The organism is Providencia sp. wls1914 (assembly GCF_009706645.1).
GTDB classification, from domain to species: domain Bacteria; phylum Pseudomonadota; class Gammaproteobacteria; order Enterobacterales; family Enterobacteriaceae; genus Providencia; species Providencia zhijiangensis.
The window spans coordinates 51,001-69,549 of sequence record NZ_WLUN01000002.1 but is presented as its reverse complement, the minus strand read 5'-3'; the positions used below and the strand labels follow the sequence as shown (position 1 = coordinate 69,549).

At 42.8% G+C, this 18,549-nt stretch carries 13 protein-coding genes and 1 pseudogene; 8 read left to right on the top strand and 6 right to left on the bottom strand.

Annotation, left to right across the window (positions count from 1 at the left end; genetic code table 11):
* Positions 1-209 precede the first annotated feature (209 nt).
* The 6 genes from arnT to GKR74_RS00260 form a co-directional block, all read right to left on the bottom strand.
* Positions 210-1,856 (bottom strand): lipid IV(A) 4-amino-4-deoxy-L-arabinosyltransferase, encoded by a 1,647-nt coding sequence (gene arnT / locus GKR74_RS00285; protein WP_154602030.1) that lies wholly within the window; start codon positions 1,854-1,856, stop codon positions 210-212.
* 434 nt (positions 1,857-2,290) lie between these two features.
* Positions 2,291-3,565, bottom strand: a complete 1,275-nt coding sequence (locus tag GKR74_RS00280; RefSeq protein WP_154602029.1) for a bifunctional O-acetylhomoserine aminocarboxypropyltransferase/cysteine synthase — start codon at positions 3,563-3,565, stop codon at positions 2,291-2,293.
* 234 nt (positions 3,566-3,799) lie between these two features.
* Positions 3,800-5,059: an aromatic amino acid transport family protein gene (locus GKR74_RS00275; RefSeq protein WP_036955312.1), complete on the bottom strand. Its 1,260-nt coding sequence runs from the start codon at positions 5,057-5,059 to the stop codon at positions 3,800-3,802.
* Positions 5,060-5,372: 313 nt separating this feature from the next.
* Positions 5,373-6,731: an anaerobic C4-dicarboxylate transporter DcuC gene (dcuC, locus tag GKR74_RS00270; protein ID WP_036955315.1), complete on the bottom strand. Its 1,359-nt coding sequence runs from the start codon at positions 6,729-6,731 to the stop codon at positions 5,373-5,375.
* A 280-nt stretch (positions 6,732-7,011) separates the two neighbouring features.
* A complete protein-coding gene (locus GKR74_RS00265; protein WP_154602028.1) occupies positions 7,012-7,470 on the bottom strand; it encodes a regulatory protein RecX in 459 nt (152 codons plus the stop codon).
* 69 nt (positions 7,471-7,539) lie between these two features.
* The gene (locus GKR74_RS00260) at positions 7,540-8,988 is read right to left on the bottom strand and encodes a DUF4026 domain-containing protein (RefSeq protein WP_336431282.1); all 1,449 of its coding nucleotides are present in this window, start codon (positions 8,986-8,988) and stop codon (positions 7,540-7,542) included.
* A gap of 265 nt (positions 8,989-9,253) precedes the next feature.
* Here GKR74_RS00260 and GKR74_RS00255 point away from each other — a divergent pair, with 265 nt between their 5' ends.
* The 8 genes and pseudogenes from GKR74_RS00255 to GKR74_RS00220 all read left to right on the top strand — a co-directional run bounded on the left by GKR74_RS00255 (position 9,254) and on the right by GKR74_RS00220 (position 18,510).
* Positions 9,254-9,436 carry a hypothetical protein gene (locus tag GKR74_RS00255; RefSeq protein WP_154602027.1) on the top strand — a complete coding sequence of 61 codons (183 nt, stop codon included), beginning with the start codon at positions 9,254-9,256 and terminating at the stop codon, positions 9,434-9,436.
* A 266-nt stretch (positions 9,437-9,702) separates the two neighbouring features.
* The gene (locus GKR74_RS00250) at positions 9,703-10,740 is read left to right on the top strand and encodes a hypothetical protein (RefSeq protein ID WP_154602026.1); all 1,038 of its coding nucleotides are present in this window, start codon (positions 9,703-9,705) and stop codon (positions 10,738-10,740) included.
* Positions 10,740-11,885, top strand: a complete 1,146-nt coding sequence (locus tag GKR74_RS00245; protein WP_154602025.1) for a BamA/TamA family outer membrane protein — start codon at positions 10,740-10,742, stop codon at positions 11,883-11,885. The genes GKR74_RS00250 and GKR74_RS00245 overlap by 1 nt, the downstream gene beginning before the upstream one ends.
* Positions 11,885-13,036 (top strand): DUF4056 domain-containing protein, encoded by a 1,152-nt coding sequence (locus GKR74_RS00240; RefSeq protein WP_154602024.1) that lies wholly within the window; start codon positions 11,885-11,887, stop codon positions 13,034-13,036. The genes GKR74_RS00245 and GKR74_RS00240 overlap by 1 nt, the downstream gene beginning before the upstream one ends.
* Before the next feature lie 471 nt (positions 13,037-13,507).
* A complete protein-coding gene (locus GKR74_RS00235; RefSeq protein WP_154602023.1) occupies positions 13,508-14,314 on the top strand; it encodes a protein bax in 807 nt (268 codons plus the stop codon).
* Between the two features lie 429 nt (positions 14,315-14,743).
* Positions 14,744-16,168: pseudogene (locus GKR74_RS00230) on the top strand (MBOAT family O-acyltransferase).
* The gene (locus tag GKR74_RS00225; RefSeq protein ID WP_154602021.1) at positions 16,149-17,333 is read left to right on the top strand and encodes an SGNH/GDSL hydrolase family protein; all 1,185 of its coding nucleotides are present in this window, start codon (positions 16,149-16,151) and stop codon (positions 17,331-17,333) included. Before GKR74_RS00230 ends, GKR74_RS00225 begins: the two are co-directional and overlap by 20 nt.
* A complete protein-coding gene (locus tag GKR74_RS00220; RefSeq protein WP_154602020.1) occupies positions 17,284-18,510 on the top strand; it encodes an SGNH/GDSL hydrolase family protein in 1,227 nt (408 codons plus the stop codon). Before GKR74_RS00225 ends, GKR74_RS00220 begins: the two co-directional genes overlap by 50 nt.
* Positions 18,511-18,549 lie beyond the last annotated feature (39 nt).

The following is an 18,549-nucleotide window of genomic DNA, read 5'->3' as shown; positions in this document are numbered from 1 at the left end:
CAAATCAACGGATTTTTCGACTAATCCTATGAGCAACAGTGTGGCAATGATGATGATTTATCATCCTTATCCATCAAGGAATACGCACTCCGACGTCACAAACCGATGGCGTAAATAGTCTCTTAGTTCCCAATACAAAAGAGCCGCATACTTTCGTAGTGCGGCTCTTTTTCAATAGGTTCTCAAGAATAGATCATCAGGCTATTAATTTACTGACCTTCATAGAAAGCCATCACTAACTTGCCTTCTTTAATGATTATCGGGGTACCCGGTAAAGCATCAATGACTTCATTTTGCGAAGCATCCACTACCACCGCGACGTTGCGGTTATTTTGGCTCGCCAGCAAGCTTGGAAGCTGCTCTAAACGGTAAAAACGATTTTCTGCATCAGGGTAATTCAACCCGTAACCTAGCTCACCTGTTTGATACAGCATGGTAATGTCATCGCGTTTTAGTACCCAAGCCAACGCAGTGCCTAATCCCACATTATTGGTTAAGAGTATCGCGCGGTTTTGTAGCTGATCTTGGTATTTAGTTAGCACGCCTTGCGGGGTGTTATTGCTCTCAATGTATTTAGGGATCACATGCCCAATACTGAGGCTGAGCACTAACGTACAGGCAGCGGCCAATGACCAGAATTTACGGTTAAATGACACCACACCCATCACAGCCCAAAATAGAAATGCTCCTGCGGCAATCCACATTTTGTAGCTTTCATCCCCTTGATATAAATTCATTTTAGGGAAGTAAGGGTAGGCAATAAATGCCCCTGCCGCCGCGATACCCAGCGTAATGTTTATCAGCGCATTCAGACGAATGGTAGCCACTTTATTCTGGGTTAAAATCTGCTGCAAATAGGATGCCATCAAAATCGCGATAGGTGCGATGCACGGCAGAATATAGGTGAGTAGCTTCCCTTTAGTGACACTAAAAAATAGGAAAGGTAGCGCCGCCCACAATAAGAAATAAAGGTTCATGCCTCTCGCGCGAACTGCATGTGCAAGGGATGAGAAGAGGTAACCTAACCACGGAAGCACTGCCGCCAATAAAATCGGCATATAGAACCAGAACGGAGATTTGTTTTGTGCGTTATCCGCCATAAAACGCTGAATATGCTCAACCCAGAAAAAGTAGCTCCAGAAATCTGGCTCTAGGCTGGCAATCGTGAGCGCCCACGGTAAGCAAACTAACACGGCGACAAGAATCGAAATTAATGCGTACAGGCAGACGTCTTTGAGCTTTCTGAAGTAAATTGCGCTAACGGAACACACTAAAACGGGAAGCACTAAGACTAAAAAGCCTTTTGTCATGACCCCTAAGCCGCATGCCACGCCAATCAGAATATAGGCATACAATTTATGAGTGCGTTGTGTCGTGGTTATCCCCCATTGGAAAAAGAAGATAATCATCGTAATAAAGGCGGTCACAATTGGGTCAAGGATATTGTATGTCCCAATGGTCAAAATCATAAACATGGAAAGATAAATAAGCACCGCATTAAACGCGAGGTCTTTATTTTTCCATGCCATCTTTGCGCTGAGATAAACAAATAACCCGCTGATCAGGGTGCTAAACACCACGCCTAATCGAACCGAGACATTGTTTTCACCAAATAGCATTTGGAAGAAAGAACCGACCCAATAACCAAAAATCGGTTTTTCAAAATAGCGGATACCAAGCAGCTCAGGTACGCTCCAATGGCTACTTAATATCAGCTCACGGCTGATTTCTGCATAGCGTAGCTCATCGGGTTGCCATAGCATTCGTCCATTGAGAGGAAGAAAATAGGTTATGAGTACAAAACCGAATAATAGGCACCACTTAAAGTAGGCAACTTTATTATTTGCCATCATCATTTAATCTCAACCATTATTGTCATAAATATTTAATAATTATTATTTTCGCCGAAGCTTCAGGCGCTTTTGATTAATCAAATCAGGGTTCTATTATCGTTAGTTCGACTAAACCCAGTATAAACCAATAAACATTTTCGTATTTCATACGCCCATATGAGATAAACAATCAATAAATGAATATTTTATTTCAACATTAAGATAACAGGATGAGCTGCTTGTTAAGACTCGATTAAAAAACAATAGTTCAGCAATTTCCATTTATTTTTAACAGAATGAAAAATAAATTAAAAAACAGTGCTGATTGCGAATAGTTATTAATCCTAGAAAGAAGAATAAACCTCAATAGTTAATCACGTAGGAAACAATAAAGGCAGTTATTGCAATATATTCTTCACAATAACCACCTTTATTTATCGGTAGCTGCTTAACAAGATTTACTTAGCTGCATCCAAGGCTTGAATTAAGTCAGCAAGAATGTCATCGATATGTTCAATACCAATGGATAAACGGATCATATCGCGCGATACCCCTGCACGTGCTAGCTCCGCATCATTTAATTGACGATGGGTGGTAGATGCTGGATGGCACGCTAATGATTTTGCATCTCCAATATTGACCAAACGAACAATCAGGTTCAGTGCATCAATAAAACGCGCACCGGCTTCCTGCCCGCCTTTGATCCCAAAAGACATGATACTGGCAGGTTTACCTTGCATATATTTTTGCGCAAGTGCGTGCTCAGGGTTGCTTGGCAGACCCGCATATTTTACCCATGCCACTTGAGGATGATTTTCGAGGAATTGAGCCACTTTCAATGCGTTTTCAGTATGGCGTTCCATTCTTAATGCGAGTGTTTCCAGACCTTGTAAGATCAAGAAGGCGTTAAATGGCGATAATGCTGCTCCCGTCCCACGCAGCGGTGCTACGCGACAACGGGCAATAAAAGCCGCCGCACCGAAGTGCTCAGTATAACTGACGCCGTGATAGGCGATATCAGGCTCAACTAGCAGAGAAAAACGCTCTGCGTGCTCCGCCCACGGGAATTTACCTGAATCAATCACCATTCCGCCGATTGAGGTGCCGTGACCACCAATATATTTAGTTAACGAGTGCACCACGATGTCCGCACCGTGTTCAAATGGGCGGCATAAATACGGGGTCGCTACGGTATTGTCGACAATCAGAGGTACGCCATGGCGATGCGCAACCTCTGCCAGCGCCGCAAGGTCAACAATAAAGCCCGCAGGGTTAGAGATAGATTCACAGAAAACGGCTTTTGTTTTCTCATCAATCAGGGCTTCTAGTGCAGTTAAATCATCGTGTTCAGCAAAACGGGTTTCGATACCAAGGCGCGGCAGAGTATGCGCCAGCAAGTTATACGTACCGCCATACAGTTTTGCCACAGAAACAATGTTATCGCCGACTTGGGCAATAGTTTGAATTGCATAGGTGATAGCCGCCATTCCAGACGCCACCGCCAGTCCGGCAATACCCCCTTCAAGAGCAGCAACACGCTTTTCGAGCACATCATTGGTCGGGTTCATAATGCGGGTATAGATATTACCTGCAACTTTTAAGTCGAACAGATCCGCGCCGTGTTGTGTATCGTCAAATGCATAAGAGGTGGTTTGATAAATAGGCACCGCGACAGACTTGGTTGTAGGGTCTGGAGAATAGCCTGCGTGGATTGATAATGTTTCTAATTTCATTGCGTTATCCTTGTTATACCCGCACTGCCAATTGAATGGGTTCTTGTTTTTATTTCACGGTACTTATTATTTCACGGCAGTCCTTTCCAATATCCCCCAAGTAGATCCCTCACACAACCATCTAGACTTGAAATAATTTCATCTATAGTTATTCACAAAATAAATAAGCCCACTTTAGAAACAAAAAAACCCATATTGCCGAAGCAATATGGGTCTCGGTACAACTGAATTTAATTACGCGAACGCGCCATAAATCACAGAGGTAATTGATGCTAAACCGCATAGCAGCGTAAAGATTTGCGCTGGCTTAGAGGTACTGAACGGCTTCATTGCAGGAACAATACGCATCGCCACAACTGGCAGAATGAACAGGATTGCCGCAATCATTGGAGCACCCATGGTTTCAATCATACCTAAGATACTTGGGTTGATAATCGCGACGATCCACGTGGTGATCACGATGAACAGTAAAGAGATTAATTCAATTTTCTTCACAGAAACTGAAGAGCGTGATTTCACTAAACCAACCAGACCTTCGTGCGCACCTAAGAAGTGACCAAAGTAACTAGAAACGATAGCGGCGAATGCCACGATAGGCCCTAAGTAAGACAGGATTGGTGATGGGTTAATGTTCGCAATATGGGATAACACGCTGATGTTTTCTTTCTTCGCGATTTCTAACTCAGCTGGGCTCAGTGACAGTACTACAGAGAATACGAAGAACATCACGAAGCCAGTTAGCATAAATGCTGCACCGCCAGTGATCATGTCAGTTTTAATCACGGCTTGGTCACCAAATTGCTGACGTTGGTCTTTTGCAAATTGGCTGATGATTGGGCTGTGGTTAAAAGAGAATACGATGATAGGAATTGCCATCCAGACAACAATCGGCATTGCGCTCCAATCTGGTGCGACTTCTAACATCGACGTATTCCACTCAGGGATCAGGTACAGAGACAATGCTAATAAGATGAAGACTAATGGATAAACCATCATAGAAGTGAGTTTCAGCATTAAATCACGACCGAATACCACACCTGCGGTCATTGCTGCAATTAACACTCCAGACAGCAACCAACGTGGCAGTGGGTCCATACCAATTTGGTTCACTAAGAATGAGTCTACTGTGTTAGTGATACCCACGCCGTAAATTAATACGATTGGGTAAATCGCAAAGAAATAAGCAAAAGTGATGATATTCGCGCCTGTTTTACCGAAATGTTCTTCCACAGTATCGGTGATATCAGCATCGTGTTTCTTAGCCGATAAAACAAAACGCGCTAACCCTTTATGAGCTAACCAAATCATTGGTGTTGCAATTAAAGCTAATACAACTAATGGCCAGAAACCACCCGCGCCAGCTTTAATTGGCAGAAAAAGAACCCCCGCACCAACGGCGGTACCAAAAAGAGATAATACCCAAGTGAAGTCTTTATACGTCCACTTACTAGCAGGTTTGTCTGTCGTGTTTACTGCGGTTTTTATTGTGCTCATACCGTCACTTCATCGTTTTAAAATGGATAAAAAAAGATGCGCGAATTTTGCATTAAATGCGTTAGAGCAACTAGCTTATTTTGATTAATCTTTCTGGCTTTTTGGTGTAGATCTCATATCTGAATCTAAAAAAATGACAATTTGTTAATAATCGCAAATAAATTTTTATCATTTGATTGAAAATACCCAAACACCACATCAAAAAAGCGTAGAGTTTTTTTCTTTTAAACCTAAGTATTAACCGAAATAAATATCGATAAAAAAATGGCTAGAATAATTTCTAGCCATTTTAGATGGAGAAATACCTATTTTGTTACAAATAAACAGGCACTAAAATCTCGGTAGCAATCACAACAACGATAAGCCCAACTAATACAGGAACCGAGGTTCTTTTCACCACTTCAAACGGTGAAATCTTCGCCATCCCCGATACCGCAACCACCACCCCAGAAACCGGTGATAATGTACGACCTAAGTTAGATGCCTGTAACATTGGGATGACAAGGTAAGCTGGGTTGACGCCCATTTGCTTCGCTAAGTGAGGGATCAATTCAACGAATGCGTAGAATGGTGCGTTACCAGAACCTGTCGTCATCGCCGCTAACATGGTGATCACCACCAGCGCAATCATCATCACAATCGCGCCTGAACCAAAGGATTGTGCTAAGTCGATCAAACCTTTAATAAAGCCTATGGTGCTTAGACCCTGCGCGAAGACGCCGGCTGCCACTAACAGCATCACGACGGTTGCAAACGCATCCGCCATGCCTCTATAGCAAACTTCTAATCCGCCATAAACATGTTTTGCACTGAAGCTACGAATAAATTCAATGATTGCAGCCATGATAATACAGCCAACAATAATGGTGACGATATGTAGTTCAGGTGCCCATTTACCATCAAACACTAATACACCGATGATTGGGGTAAACGGTAAAATCGCGTAGAAACCCGGTGCGTGGGTTTTGATTTCATTCACATCCAGCATTTCGGTTTTAACGTGCTCTTTTCTATCCAGAAAACGCTGCCAGAAGAAGTGAGCCACTGACATCGCAACAATGGCAGCGATGGAGATAGGCAGTGTGGTTTTGAATGCGAAATCAATCAGAGGCATTTCCGCTGCTTTCGCCGCTAAGATAACGTCTCCAGACGTTGGTGCCAGAATGATAGCGGCGGGTGACGCACAGATAGCCGCTGCTGCGCCACGGCTGATCCCGACGTTAACCATCACAGGGAACAGGGTTGCCATCAATAACACCCCTAAACCTGTTGCCGATGAAACTGCCAGTGACATCAAGCAAGCAACAATATACGCCGCAACCATCAATAAGTATGGGGAGTTGATCATTTTCAATGGCTTGGAGGCAATTTTAACCACCACGTCATTCGCACCAATGTGAGTCATATAAGACGCAAACCCACACAGCACCATGATCATCATACCGAGGTCACCACCTCGGCTCATTAATAAGAACTTGATGTATTCCAGAATATCAGTAACGCGCCATCCCGTTGCTTTCACTGATTCTGGTAAAATGCTTTTACCCATTAACGCGGTAATAATCAGGAGTAAAATACCCCCCGTCATTAATACCCCTGTTGCAGAGTAACCCTTTATTATATAGCGCCCAACTCCAACGGCGACCAATACGCCTATTAAGAGCTCAATCATGTGTTTCTCCTGCCCGTCTCATTTTGTAATTATTGGAGGTACTCTGCCTAAAAAAAAAGCGAAATACACTGATAATGATCATAGTGGACAATATTTTTAATCTAGAAATAGATAAAAACACAAGTCAAAAAAATATTATTTTTTGACTAAGCAAAAGAAATGAAACTCAGGGGCGTTAATCATTTAAACTAAAGTCAAATAATAGTCATTTGAACGATATTAAATGGCGTGATTATTCACATAATGACAATCATAAATAATGTAGGATTAACTGCAAAAATTAGCGCGAGAATAACTCAAATATCATGTCACCAAAAAAACCTCGGTATTGCAGATAACGAATTTGTTTACCCTTCTCTTTAAAGTCAGTTGGGATTTCATCACCAAATTTTTTACTACGCACCTCTGATGCCTTTTCAAACCAATCCACATCAAGCTCGGCAAAATGGTGTTCGACTAATGTCTCGGAAAATCCTTTTTGGCGCATTTCTTGTTTGATCCGCAAAGGTCCATAACCTTTACGCGCATACCCCTGCAATAACAGCGACACCACGCGGTCATCATCCAGAAAATGCTGCTCACTCAGTTTGTCTAACACCCCTTCAATCAACTGCTCATCGATAATGCCTTCATTTTTCTCATACATACGGCGCTTCATACGGGCAAATAACTCCGCTTTGCCATAATCGCGTCTGGAAAGTAAAAATAGGGCGTATTGGTACAGTTCAGGTTGGGTCATTGTCGCATTTAACTCATTAAAAAGGGCACTGAATTCAGTGCCCTATTTGCATTAGTCAATCAAGATAGATTAATGCACTTGAGCACCACTAAGAAGTTTATAGATTGTATCAGGAGTATAGCTACCGTCCTGATAATAAATAGTCCAATCCGTGATATGGTCACGCGTTAGCGGATAAACGCCTCCCTCTTCCATGGTTTCTACGTAAAATGGGTGGTTAATCAAGCGGCCTTCAAATTGGTCACCGTTCCATGTCAACGGCTCAAACCACATATGTTCGTGTCCCTCGTCGCCATCTTCATCTTGATAACTAATGCCGCATTTGACTAGGAAGCGCCACTCTGATTCTTCCTCTTCTTCCGATTTTCCGAGTAGCTTCGCAAATAACCCTTTTTTCGGTGTGACCGGTTTTGGACCATAGTTATCTAACATATGGGTGAAATATTCCCAACGCAGTCTGGCTTTGCTGGACATATCCGCCGTTTCTTCATCGGTACGCATAAACATCATCGCATTTTGGTCTTCAAACCCTTCGAAGAAACTTTCCAATGTTGGGTTTTCTTGAGTAACACGGAATAACATTACGGACGGATGCTGGTGAGATTCGTCACGATCGTGCCAATCCCCCATAAAGCGCTCAGAGCTCATATCACCAAACTCGAAGTTCATCTCTTCCAGTGGTTTTAAATTATCAATCGGTGTAGAGGTTCCTACATGAAGGAGACCTTCTTCAAAAGGCACCGCCACTAAATACTCATAGCCGGTTTGTGTTTGCCCAATGAAAATCGGTTCATTAAAGTCGATTTTTCCGTTAGTAATGCTGTTGTTCACAAAGCTCCAGAACAACTCAGGGATCCCATAATAAGACGCAATCGGGTGTGGAATAATAATTTCCGCTTCCGATAAACCGCAACGTGCTAAACCATGAGTATGGAACCAATATTTGGTTGGCGCGGAATCTTCTGAGTTTTCATCGTGATCGTAAATGGCATGTACCACATACAGAGAATCAATGCTTGGCATTAAATCGTCGATTAACTGGAAGTTAAGCCATTCACGGGTAAAGACTTTACCTGCGGCAGAAATATCCAAGCCCAGTAATAAATCAGGTACTAAAATTTGGATAATTTTAAGCTGCTGTAAGTAGCTCACCAAAGGCTTTTCTTGGAATAGGCATTCAACCACCACCGCTTGAGGCGCATTGCTCGCTTCGGCATACAGCTCTTGGCTAATAGGATCTGTCGCGAAATACGGGTTGATGGTGTATTCCGGGTCGCTTTCCACAAGCGAAACGTAAAAACGTAACTCTTCTTCACCACGTTTGCAGGTAAAGAAGAAACCACCGCCTTCTTCATCAGGCAGGTAGTCGATTTCCCCTTCAGTAAAATAGGTTTGCTCTTCCAGACGCTGTTCAAGTTGTAGGGAGGTCAGCTCTGACGCAGGGATTGCCACCATCATCGAGGCTTCTTTTTCCCCGTTTCCAGCAGCAATATCAAGGTATTGTTGTTTATTGTTCACTATTTTGCCCTGTTATTTATTATCTTACCGGAGGATATCAGCTTATATTCGGTAAGAATATTGTGATTATTCTTAACCCAATCAGATAGGCGTTTAATCTCTCATATTTAAACTAGGAGCACCAATCATCATTATTTGATGCGACGTAATTCCACTTTTCATCCCGTATTCACTAGGGCACAATGAGAATCAGCATCACCCATATAGTTGGTGGGTGAAATAATCCTTTCTTATATATAGGTTTTGAAAATAGAGGTTTTACAACATGGCTGATTTATCTGAGAAGCAAAAAGAATATATTGATGACCTCGCGATGCAGCGCGTTTTTGATATGAATAATGATGATGTCTTAATTAATGCGCTGGAACAAAAAATCCACAACATGGAAGCGCATTTAAAAGACTACTTCCATGAGCGTGTTCAGTTTCATCAGAAAAACAGCAAATAATACTGTTCTTATTCTAATGTGTGCTGAAATACCCAGAGTTTCAGCACTCTCTTTAGCACTTCAATAGCATCTTCCTAATATTTTAATCACATCCATCATATTGATAATAATACGCATTCATTGGTAGCGAAATATCATTAAAATAGCACCATGAGCCATATTATCAATTACAATATATGCTAAGCTTCCATCGATAATTGTAAGCCAATTAAATTAAGATAATTTATTATTTCCTTCATTCTATTCTACTAATCATTGAGTCCATTATGACACGCATTCAATATAGCGCAGCGCTGCTACTTTCCTCTTGTCTGGTTGCCCCCGCCAGCTTTGCCGATAGTGATACACCACTATTTTCATTAAGCATGAGCGAATCTGGCGTTCCTAAAGCGAATAACGAAGGCGGAGTGACTCGTTCATCGACGACTGAATCCCGTATTTTACCTTTTTGGGGAGATGAAGCACGCGCTCAGGGCTATGACTTACCGCAGCCTTTTGGGGTCAGTTATGGCTATATGAATCTGCGTCAGGATGTTGTAGTGGATAAGATTGGATTTAAATCAGATTCACTTATCGAGATTGGCAAATTTGCTCAGTTTGATCTCAATCGAGACTTAGATATTCAAACGGGACATACTCGCAGTAAAAGTGAATCCCAAATGTTGAAATTAGATGCGTGGGTCTTCCCCTTTATGAACGTCTATGGGGTATACGGAAAAACCAAGGGCAACTCCAATACGAATCTAACCAATATTGATGCTAATGTAAAAATATTGGGTAAATACAGGAAGATACATGTTGGCAGCGATATTCCTTTTGAACTCAAATATGACGGAAAATCCTACGGTGGAGGGGTGACCTTCGCCGGGGCTTATAACCAATTTTTCTCAACCTTGGATCTTAACTATACACAAACCAACTTAGACATTATTGATGGGGATATTAAAGCATTAGTCATTACCCCGCGTATTGGATATGAATTTGTTTTTGAACCATTATTTGCAGGTCAAGGCAATACTAAAGTCCAAGTTTGGACAGGAGCAATGTATCAAGATATCACTCAACGTTTTAAAGGTGATATAAGTAAACTAGATTTACCACCAGAACTTGCCAAAATGTTTAATAATCCATTAGTGAAAGATCAACTCTCTGGTGCAAAATTCGATGTTGAACAACACCTTGCCCATAAATGGAACAATACCGTCGGTGCTCGCGTTGAGTTAACTCGTAACTTTAACGTCCTTACCGAAATTGGTTTTAATAACCGTAACAGCTTCTTTATTTCAGGCGAGTTCCGTTTTTAATGTTACAACAGAAATACCTGCGTAGGCTGACACTCCTCAGCCTTATCTTTGCCTTCTCCTCGCAAGCACAAATCCTTCCTGAACGGGAAAAAATTGATGGTTGGCTCAGCGAACTTGGGGGCGAAAACAGCTTTGATGAATCCAAAACTATCGACTGGGGCGTTTTACCGGGGCCTTTTTATACCCCTGAAATGGGATTAGGTGTCGGAACCGCTTTAGTGGGCTTGTATCGTCTCGACAAACAAGACACTAAAACTCAGCCCTCTTCGATTGGGTTAAGTGGTTTTGCATCATCCACAGGTGCTTTTGGACTCAACTTCACTAACTACAACTTTGTAGATAGTGACCAATGGCGACTGTTTGTCTCCGGCACCATTAATAATGTTCCGACGTATTATTGGGGCAAAGGATACGCAGCGGGTAAAAAAGAGAGTAATAAAGAAAAATATCATTCTCAAGAGTTCAAAATCACCCCAAGGGCTTTATACAAGCTAACCGATGCCACCTATGTGGGACTGGGATGGAATTTTTCGTCGATCAATGCCAGCGACCCCGATGAAGGCGCAAAAGCTTACTTCTCGCAGTCAGTTGGCGGTCGTTCGGTTATTAGCTCAGGCATCAGCGCCTATTATAGCTATGACACCCGAGACTTTTTACCCAACGCACACCATGGGCAAACACTCGAGGTCATCTATACTTATTTTTCACCAAACTTCGGTAGTGATACCCGTTTTCAAGCGACCCAGTTGCAATATGCCTATTACCATGAGCTCACAGAAAAAACTGTCGTAGCCGTTGATAACTATGCCCGTTTTACCACGGGAGATGTGCCATGGAACCAGCTTTCTTTATTAGGTAACAGTAACCGCATGCGGGGTTACTATGAAGGGCGCTATCGGGACAACAATATTTTTACGAGTCAAATCGAGTTGCGCCATAAATTAGACTGGCGGCACGGGGTTGTTGGCTGGTTAGGCACAGGAACCATGAGCGACTCTCCCTCAGAGTTAGGTGCTGGACACTGGCTACCAAGTGCCGGAGTGGGTTATCGTTTTGAATTTAAGCCTCGGATGAATGTGAGACTGGATTTTGGTGTTGGTCGCAACAGTACGGGGGTCTATTTCCAAGTTGGTGAGTCTTTCTAATGTTTAAGCTGCTAATAACTTCATGTTTTTTATTTATGCTCGTCGCCTGCCAAACTCGCGAAGAACTGAACCTACCTGCAGCGAATCTTAATCTAGATACGACTTCTAACGAGGAAGCATCCCAAGCGTGGCCTATTCTACAAGATCTCAAAGCCCCTCAAGGACTTCGAGCCTGCTGCGCTTTTGGCTATGACCTGCAAGCCGAAGTGGCAGGTATCCCCGTTCCTTTTTATACCATCGACAACATTGTGGAAGCCGATAATCTCGGTGAGCACCATTATAATGATAGTTACTTGGCCGCCACCGCAGGTCTAATGGGGATCAGTAACGAAAAAGTGGGGCTTATCTATACCATAGATGGTGGGTTTATTGATATTGCCCATGTTCGAGATACCGCCGACTATACGTTATATCTCTTTAGCCAGATTTACCCAAAGCTGGGTGAAGAGTGGACATTAACTCTCAGCGATGAACTCGCGAGCAGACAAATCCATTTTTCCGCCTTTACACCACCAGTCTCCCCCGCAGAGCGCTACACGTTAAGTACCTATCTAGCGGCCAAACTCGCGTTTCAGTTAGCCGCTTGGCATGAAATTGCACAATGGTATGGTTATCAATCGGTTCCCGGTTTTTCTGAGGGGATATCCGCCTTCTCTCCCGAAGACTTATATTCCAACTTAGTGGGTGCAAGGCTGGCGAGCTCGCTGATTTTACAAGGTCGTGCTGAGTCACTTGCGATATTCTCGCAATCGCTCGAAGCACTGCTTCCTATTGCATTACATCAACTTGGGGCTCAAGAAAAACCCTTAACTCGCCATGCATTTAACAAAATTGATGGGCTTTGGTGGAATAGTTCGAAGCGTGTTCCAGATAAATTTTTAGTGCTCACGCGCGATTATGATACCACCGATAACCGCTATCCATTTTTACCTACTCAGGCTGTAGCAACTTTAGGGCTAAAACTCAGTTTGCCGTCGGAATATGCAGGATTTACGTTATCCTCTCTCGCACAGTTTCGCTTAGTCCCCACCGATCATATGGCACAACTTCCTATTCCAGAAACATATTGGACAGTTGATGATTTCAAACGGCTCGCTGAGAATGCAAAAATTGAAGATCAGAAACAGCAAACTGTGCCATTCAACGACTAAAAAGGTCGTCGATCAATAGTAATATTTAGCTGAAACAAAAGGTCAAAAAACGGTCTTTTTTTTGACCTTTTCACGCATTGAAAGTCGATTTAGATTCTGTATTTTTAACAACCAATACCACTCATAAAATGCGAAACACCCCATTTTGTTTAAAATTTAGACTGCTGATTGGTTATTTTTTAAACATAATACCCCTACAATACACCTGTCAATTGTTTGAAAACCAATCAAATTTAGCTTAAATCAGATGATTACAGAATGAAATCAAAAACAAAAATTGATAAATACAGCATTGAAAATATAAATAATGCAATTATATATAATCTAAAATCATTAAGTTAAAATAAATCAACACTTAATGACATACTAATACAGAAATTTAGTTAATGTGAGTCGGATAAAGGTAGCTCGTGAAAAATTATTCTGCTACCATTCGCTCGATTTTTGTTCAGAGAAACATAGGAGAAGCAAATGCCCTCTCGAACGATGAGGACAAACGCCGTCTTCGCTTTCTTATTTTTACTTTTGTTTTCGGGCCTCAGTTTTGGCTCCACCAGTACCAGTACGATGCTTAAAAAAGACTTCACACTGAAGTCGGCACAAAACTCAAATCAAGCAGAAACACCACTGCCTGATATGCGTAAATACCCGTCTGGTACTCCACGTAAGAAAGCGTTTTTGAAAACGATTGTCCCGGTGATTGAAAAAGTCAATCAACAGATTATGGAAGAGCGTAACTGGCTGCTTTCCGTGCGCACGAACACCAAATGGAGCGCCCAAGAGCTACGTCGCCTAACCCAGATCTGCGATAGTTATGGCATCAGTTGCAGCAACCCAAAACGTATTAATTGGGATAAGCTGTTAAGTCGTGTAGACATCATGCCAACACATTTAGTTGCGACACAAGCGGCTACAGAGTCTGGTTGGGGTACTTCTCAGCTTGCTCTACAAAACGGAAATTTATTTGGTATGCGCTGTGGTAGCGGTTGCCAAGTTAGCAAAGGAAAGATCAAAGGCTACTCAGCTTACGCTTCTGTTGAAGCAACAGTGACTGCCTATATGAAGAACATGAATACCCATAACGCGTATGAGTCTTTACGTCACTCGCGTGCTAAACAGCGTCAATCACAAGATGAGTTAGACTCCGTCAAGCTGATTAACGATATGAAAGGGTACTCAGAGTTAGGTTCATCATATAACCGCTATTTGAAAGAGATGTACGCGAGCAACGAAGAATTGATTACACAAGCTCAAAAAAGAGCAGCGACTCGCAGCTAATTTTAGTATCTACACACCAGGTACACAGTATAAAAATCCACTTTTTCGAAAGTGGATTTTTTTTTGCATATTTTCCCATCCACTCGAAATATGACAACCCACCCCGCCCCAGCTATACTTCTTAGACTTTGAATCTTGAATCTTGAACTTTGAACTTTGAACTTTGAACTTTGAACTTTGAACTTTGAATCTTACATAACTTATTTTCCTTATCCCCTATTTACTCTAAATAATTCGGGTTTTAGGTAGGCGGCAAGAGAAGATATCCCTAGGAGCATACATAAGTATGTGACTAGGGTAGCTGAGCGCAGCCAACACCCCTAAAATTCGAAGTATGACGAGTAAATTGAAATATGACGAAATTCTGATTGCATAGGGAAAAAGAATAAATATTATAACGCTCCATAACAAATAACACCTGAGTCTAATATGAATTTCTTCTCATTTGAGTTTCTTGGCTCTTTTTTAGTTTTTTTTCTTATTTATTGGGGCTGCCAACCCAGCTCTAAATTGCAGAATGGGTTGCTCATCACAGCAAGTTATTTCTTTGTCTACTCATTTAGCCCTGACTTTGCCTATATTCTGTTTGGCTACACGTTATTTATCTATTTGCTCACCAACTGGGCAACGGTTTGGTTATCTAACCGATGGATATATTCATTATTAGCTGTCGGGATCATTGGCTGCTTTACCGCATTTAAATATTATTCTTTCTTCCAAGAAACTATTCAGCAAACCCTCGATAAGTTTGGATTTAGCGTTGGACTGCCTGTTCTGGAACTGCTGGCACCATTGGGGCTCTCTTTCTACGCCTTCCACTCCGTCAGCTATACCGTTTCGGTATGTCGCAAAGAAATTGAAAAAGCCGACTTTTTTGACGTCGTATTATATTTGGCTTTTTTCCCAAGTATCGTGGCGGGTCCAATTAACCGTGCGAAAAACTTTTTACCGCAAATTCAAGCGGAAAGCCGCGTTATTCTCGACTCTCGCCGCGCCATTTTGTTAATTAGCTTAGCACTGGTAAAACTGTTTCTATTCAGCTCTTACCTTGCTGAAAACTACGTTAATCCGGTATTTGATGCTCCCGCAGGCTTTAGTGCAGGGGAAATATTAATTGCCACCTACGCTTACGCGTGGAATATCTATTTTAACTTCTCCGGTTATACCAACTTAGTCACGGGGATTGCATTGCTATTAGGTTTTAGAGTGCCACTTAACTTTAATGCCCCATACTTAGCCACCAACTTGCAAGATTTCTGGAAACGTTGGCATATCAGTTTATCGACCTTCATCATGGACTATATCTATATTCCATTGGGCGGCAGCCGCAAAGGCTTTGTGCGCAAAAATATCAACGTATTAACTGCAATGTTAATTTCAGGTTTGTGGCATGGCGCAGCAATGACGTTTGTTATTTGGGGTGCGATCCATGGCTTAGGAACGGTAATTTTTAATATTAAAACTGAGCTAATGAAAAAACTGGGGAGAACCCACTTAATTCCCAACGCCCACGTTTCAAAATTACTTGCACGAATTCTGACTTTCCATTTTGTCTGCTTTGCATGGATTTTCTTCCGTAGCCCATCGTTTGATGATGCGCTGGTGATGCTCAATCAATTTGTTGAACCTGGATTTATCGCCTCAATTAGCGCGAACCTCGGATTGCTGATTGCATTCTGGTTACTGTTCCTCGCCTACCCTTATTTTGTTCAAGGCTATCAGTATGTAGCCAAGAAATATCAAGATATCGCTTGGTACTATTACCCAATCCCATTAGCCATCGTATTGACGATTATGTTTATGCTTTCACCTTCGGGAATGCCAGGATTTATCTATGCTAACTTCTGAGTTTAAAAATAACCTGAAAAAAACCGGACAAGTGGTGCTGATTGTCATCATCACGGGCTTGCTACTGATTTGGTTAAACCAAAGCTCCTTAGAGCGATTCTGGCAGCAAAAGTATCACCAAGATACCCCATGGGCGAAAATCAGCGGAAACCCTGTCTGGGATTACGGGAGCGCGTTACATGATGGTGTCCAAGAAGCGGGGGCAACTTTTGCCTATCACGCGTCTGGGCAAAAGGCTGCCGAAGATAAACTTGCCGCCCAAATGGCCGCTAACCACAAAACGTTAGTTTTCCCGCAAGATTTCCGTGTCGGGCTACACTTTGTTAATGGTTATATTCATCCTGCAGAGAGCTTATCGGTCACGTTCCCTGAGTTATTAAAACGCCCTCAAGCCCGCGCTAAAATTCCGGGACGAACTTTTGCTGGCGTGACTATTGCGCAACCTGAAGGACCTGTTGTTCAAAAACAGATAGCCAATATTGCTGCGGGGGATCAGGTATTGTTTGCAGGGGACTCCATGATGCAGGGTGTCGCTCCCCATGTTAAAAACATGCTGTTGAAAAAGTATAATATTGAGAGTATTAACTTAAGTAAGCAGAGTACGGGTCTTGCGTACCCTAAATTCTTTAACTGGCCAGATACCATTGCCAAAGCATTAAACGATAACCCGAACATTAAAGTCTTAGTGGTATTTTTAGGGCCTAATGACCCGTGGGATATGCCACCACAATCGGGCTATAAGTATGTGAAATTCAAGAGTGAAGAGTGGGAACAAACCTATCGCTCGCGTATCAGTGAAATTCTCTCCACCGCACGCCAACATCATGTCGATGTGATTTGGGTGGGTCCACCGAATATGCGTAAAAACACCCTTTCCGATGGAATGAAGTTCCTACGCGGTCTCTACCAAACCGAAGTTGCAAAATATGGCGAAATGTACATTTCTGCCAATGACGTCTTTAAATATAAAAATGACGACTATTCCGACTATATTGGGGATGGTAGCAATGCTATAAAATTGCGCAGTGGTGATGGGATCCATTTCAGTGGTAAAGGGCAGCAAATGATTGCCGAAAGCGTATTTTCACTGATCCATTTCGAAGAGGAAAACAAGGAACCTCATGAAACTGAACAACCAGAATCAGGTCAAGAGCAAGCTACTCACAGCTAGTGTTATTACCCTGCTGTCATTAGGCTTAGTCTCTTGTCAAACCCCTGATACTAAACGCGGCAAAACGTCGCAAACTCAGTGGCAAGCGCCTACAGAGCAAGGGCAGTTAGTCAATAACGGTGAACCCAATTTAAGCCAATTGGCATCTAAGCTGCGCCAAGGTGGCCAACAAGTCCATATCGTCCAGATAGGGGATTCACACACGGCTGCCGATTTTTTCACGGGTGAATTAAGAGCATTGTTCCAACAACGCTATGGAGATGCAGGCCCTGGTTTTGTACCGCCAATTTCGGTACCGGGTCAACGCACCGCCACCATTAATCGCGTCAGTGATAAGTCGGATTGGTCACTTTCCAGTAGCCGTAAAGACGAGCGTTTTGACTACCCGTTAGGTGGTTTGATAGCGGAGCCACAAGGCAGCAAGAGCAATGTGTTATTAAAACCGCTGCAGCCTGTCCAAAATAGTTATCGCTTACAAGCACTGTACCAAAGCTCAAATGGTGCCCAGATGCAGGTTTCGCCATCCTCGTCTTCGACGGTTGCCTTACCTGCCACAGGAAATAGCTGGCAATTTTCTGCACCAGTGAGTACTCAATTGCCATCAACCGTGTCAGTTGGTGCGGCAAGTAACCTCAAAGTGGGTGGATGGTTAGTCCGTTCGAATAAACCCGGCGTGATGTTATCCGCCATCGGTTTGAACGGCGCGACCATCAACATGCTGGATAAGTGGCAACCGCAGTGGAGCGCCACGCTGGCACAAATGTCGCCAGATATGGTGATTTTAGCCTTCGGTACCAACGAAGCGTTTAATGACACCCTGAATTTGGCGGCTTACGAGCAAAACCTACGGGATAAAATTCGCCAGATCCGCCAGCAGTCGCCTAATGCGGTGATTATGTTAGTGGGTCCGAGCGACTCAATTAAATTCAGTAATGCTGCGGGTTGTAGCGCACAGATGCCGGTGAATTTGATGGATGTGATCCGCATTCAGAAAAACATTGCAGCTCAGGAACATACGCTGTTTTGGGATTGGCAAGCTAACATGGGCGGGCCTTGTTCTATCCGCGCATGGGCATCACAAGGTTTAGCCCGTCCTGATAATGTGCATTTCTCTGCGGATGGTTATAAGAAAAGCGCACAGGCACTGTATAGCCAGTTTAATCAGATGTTGAAATAAACCTATTTCGTTATCTTCACATACAAAAAAGTCAGCCTA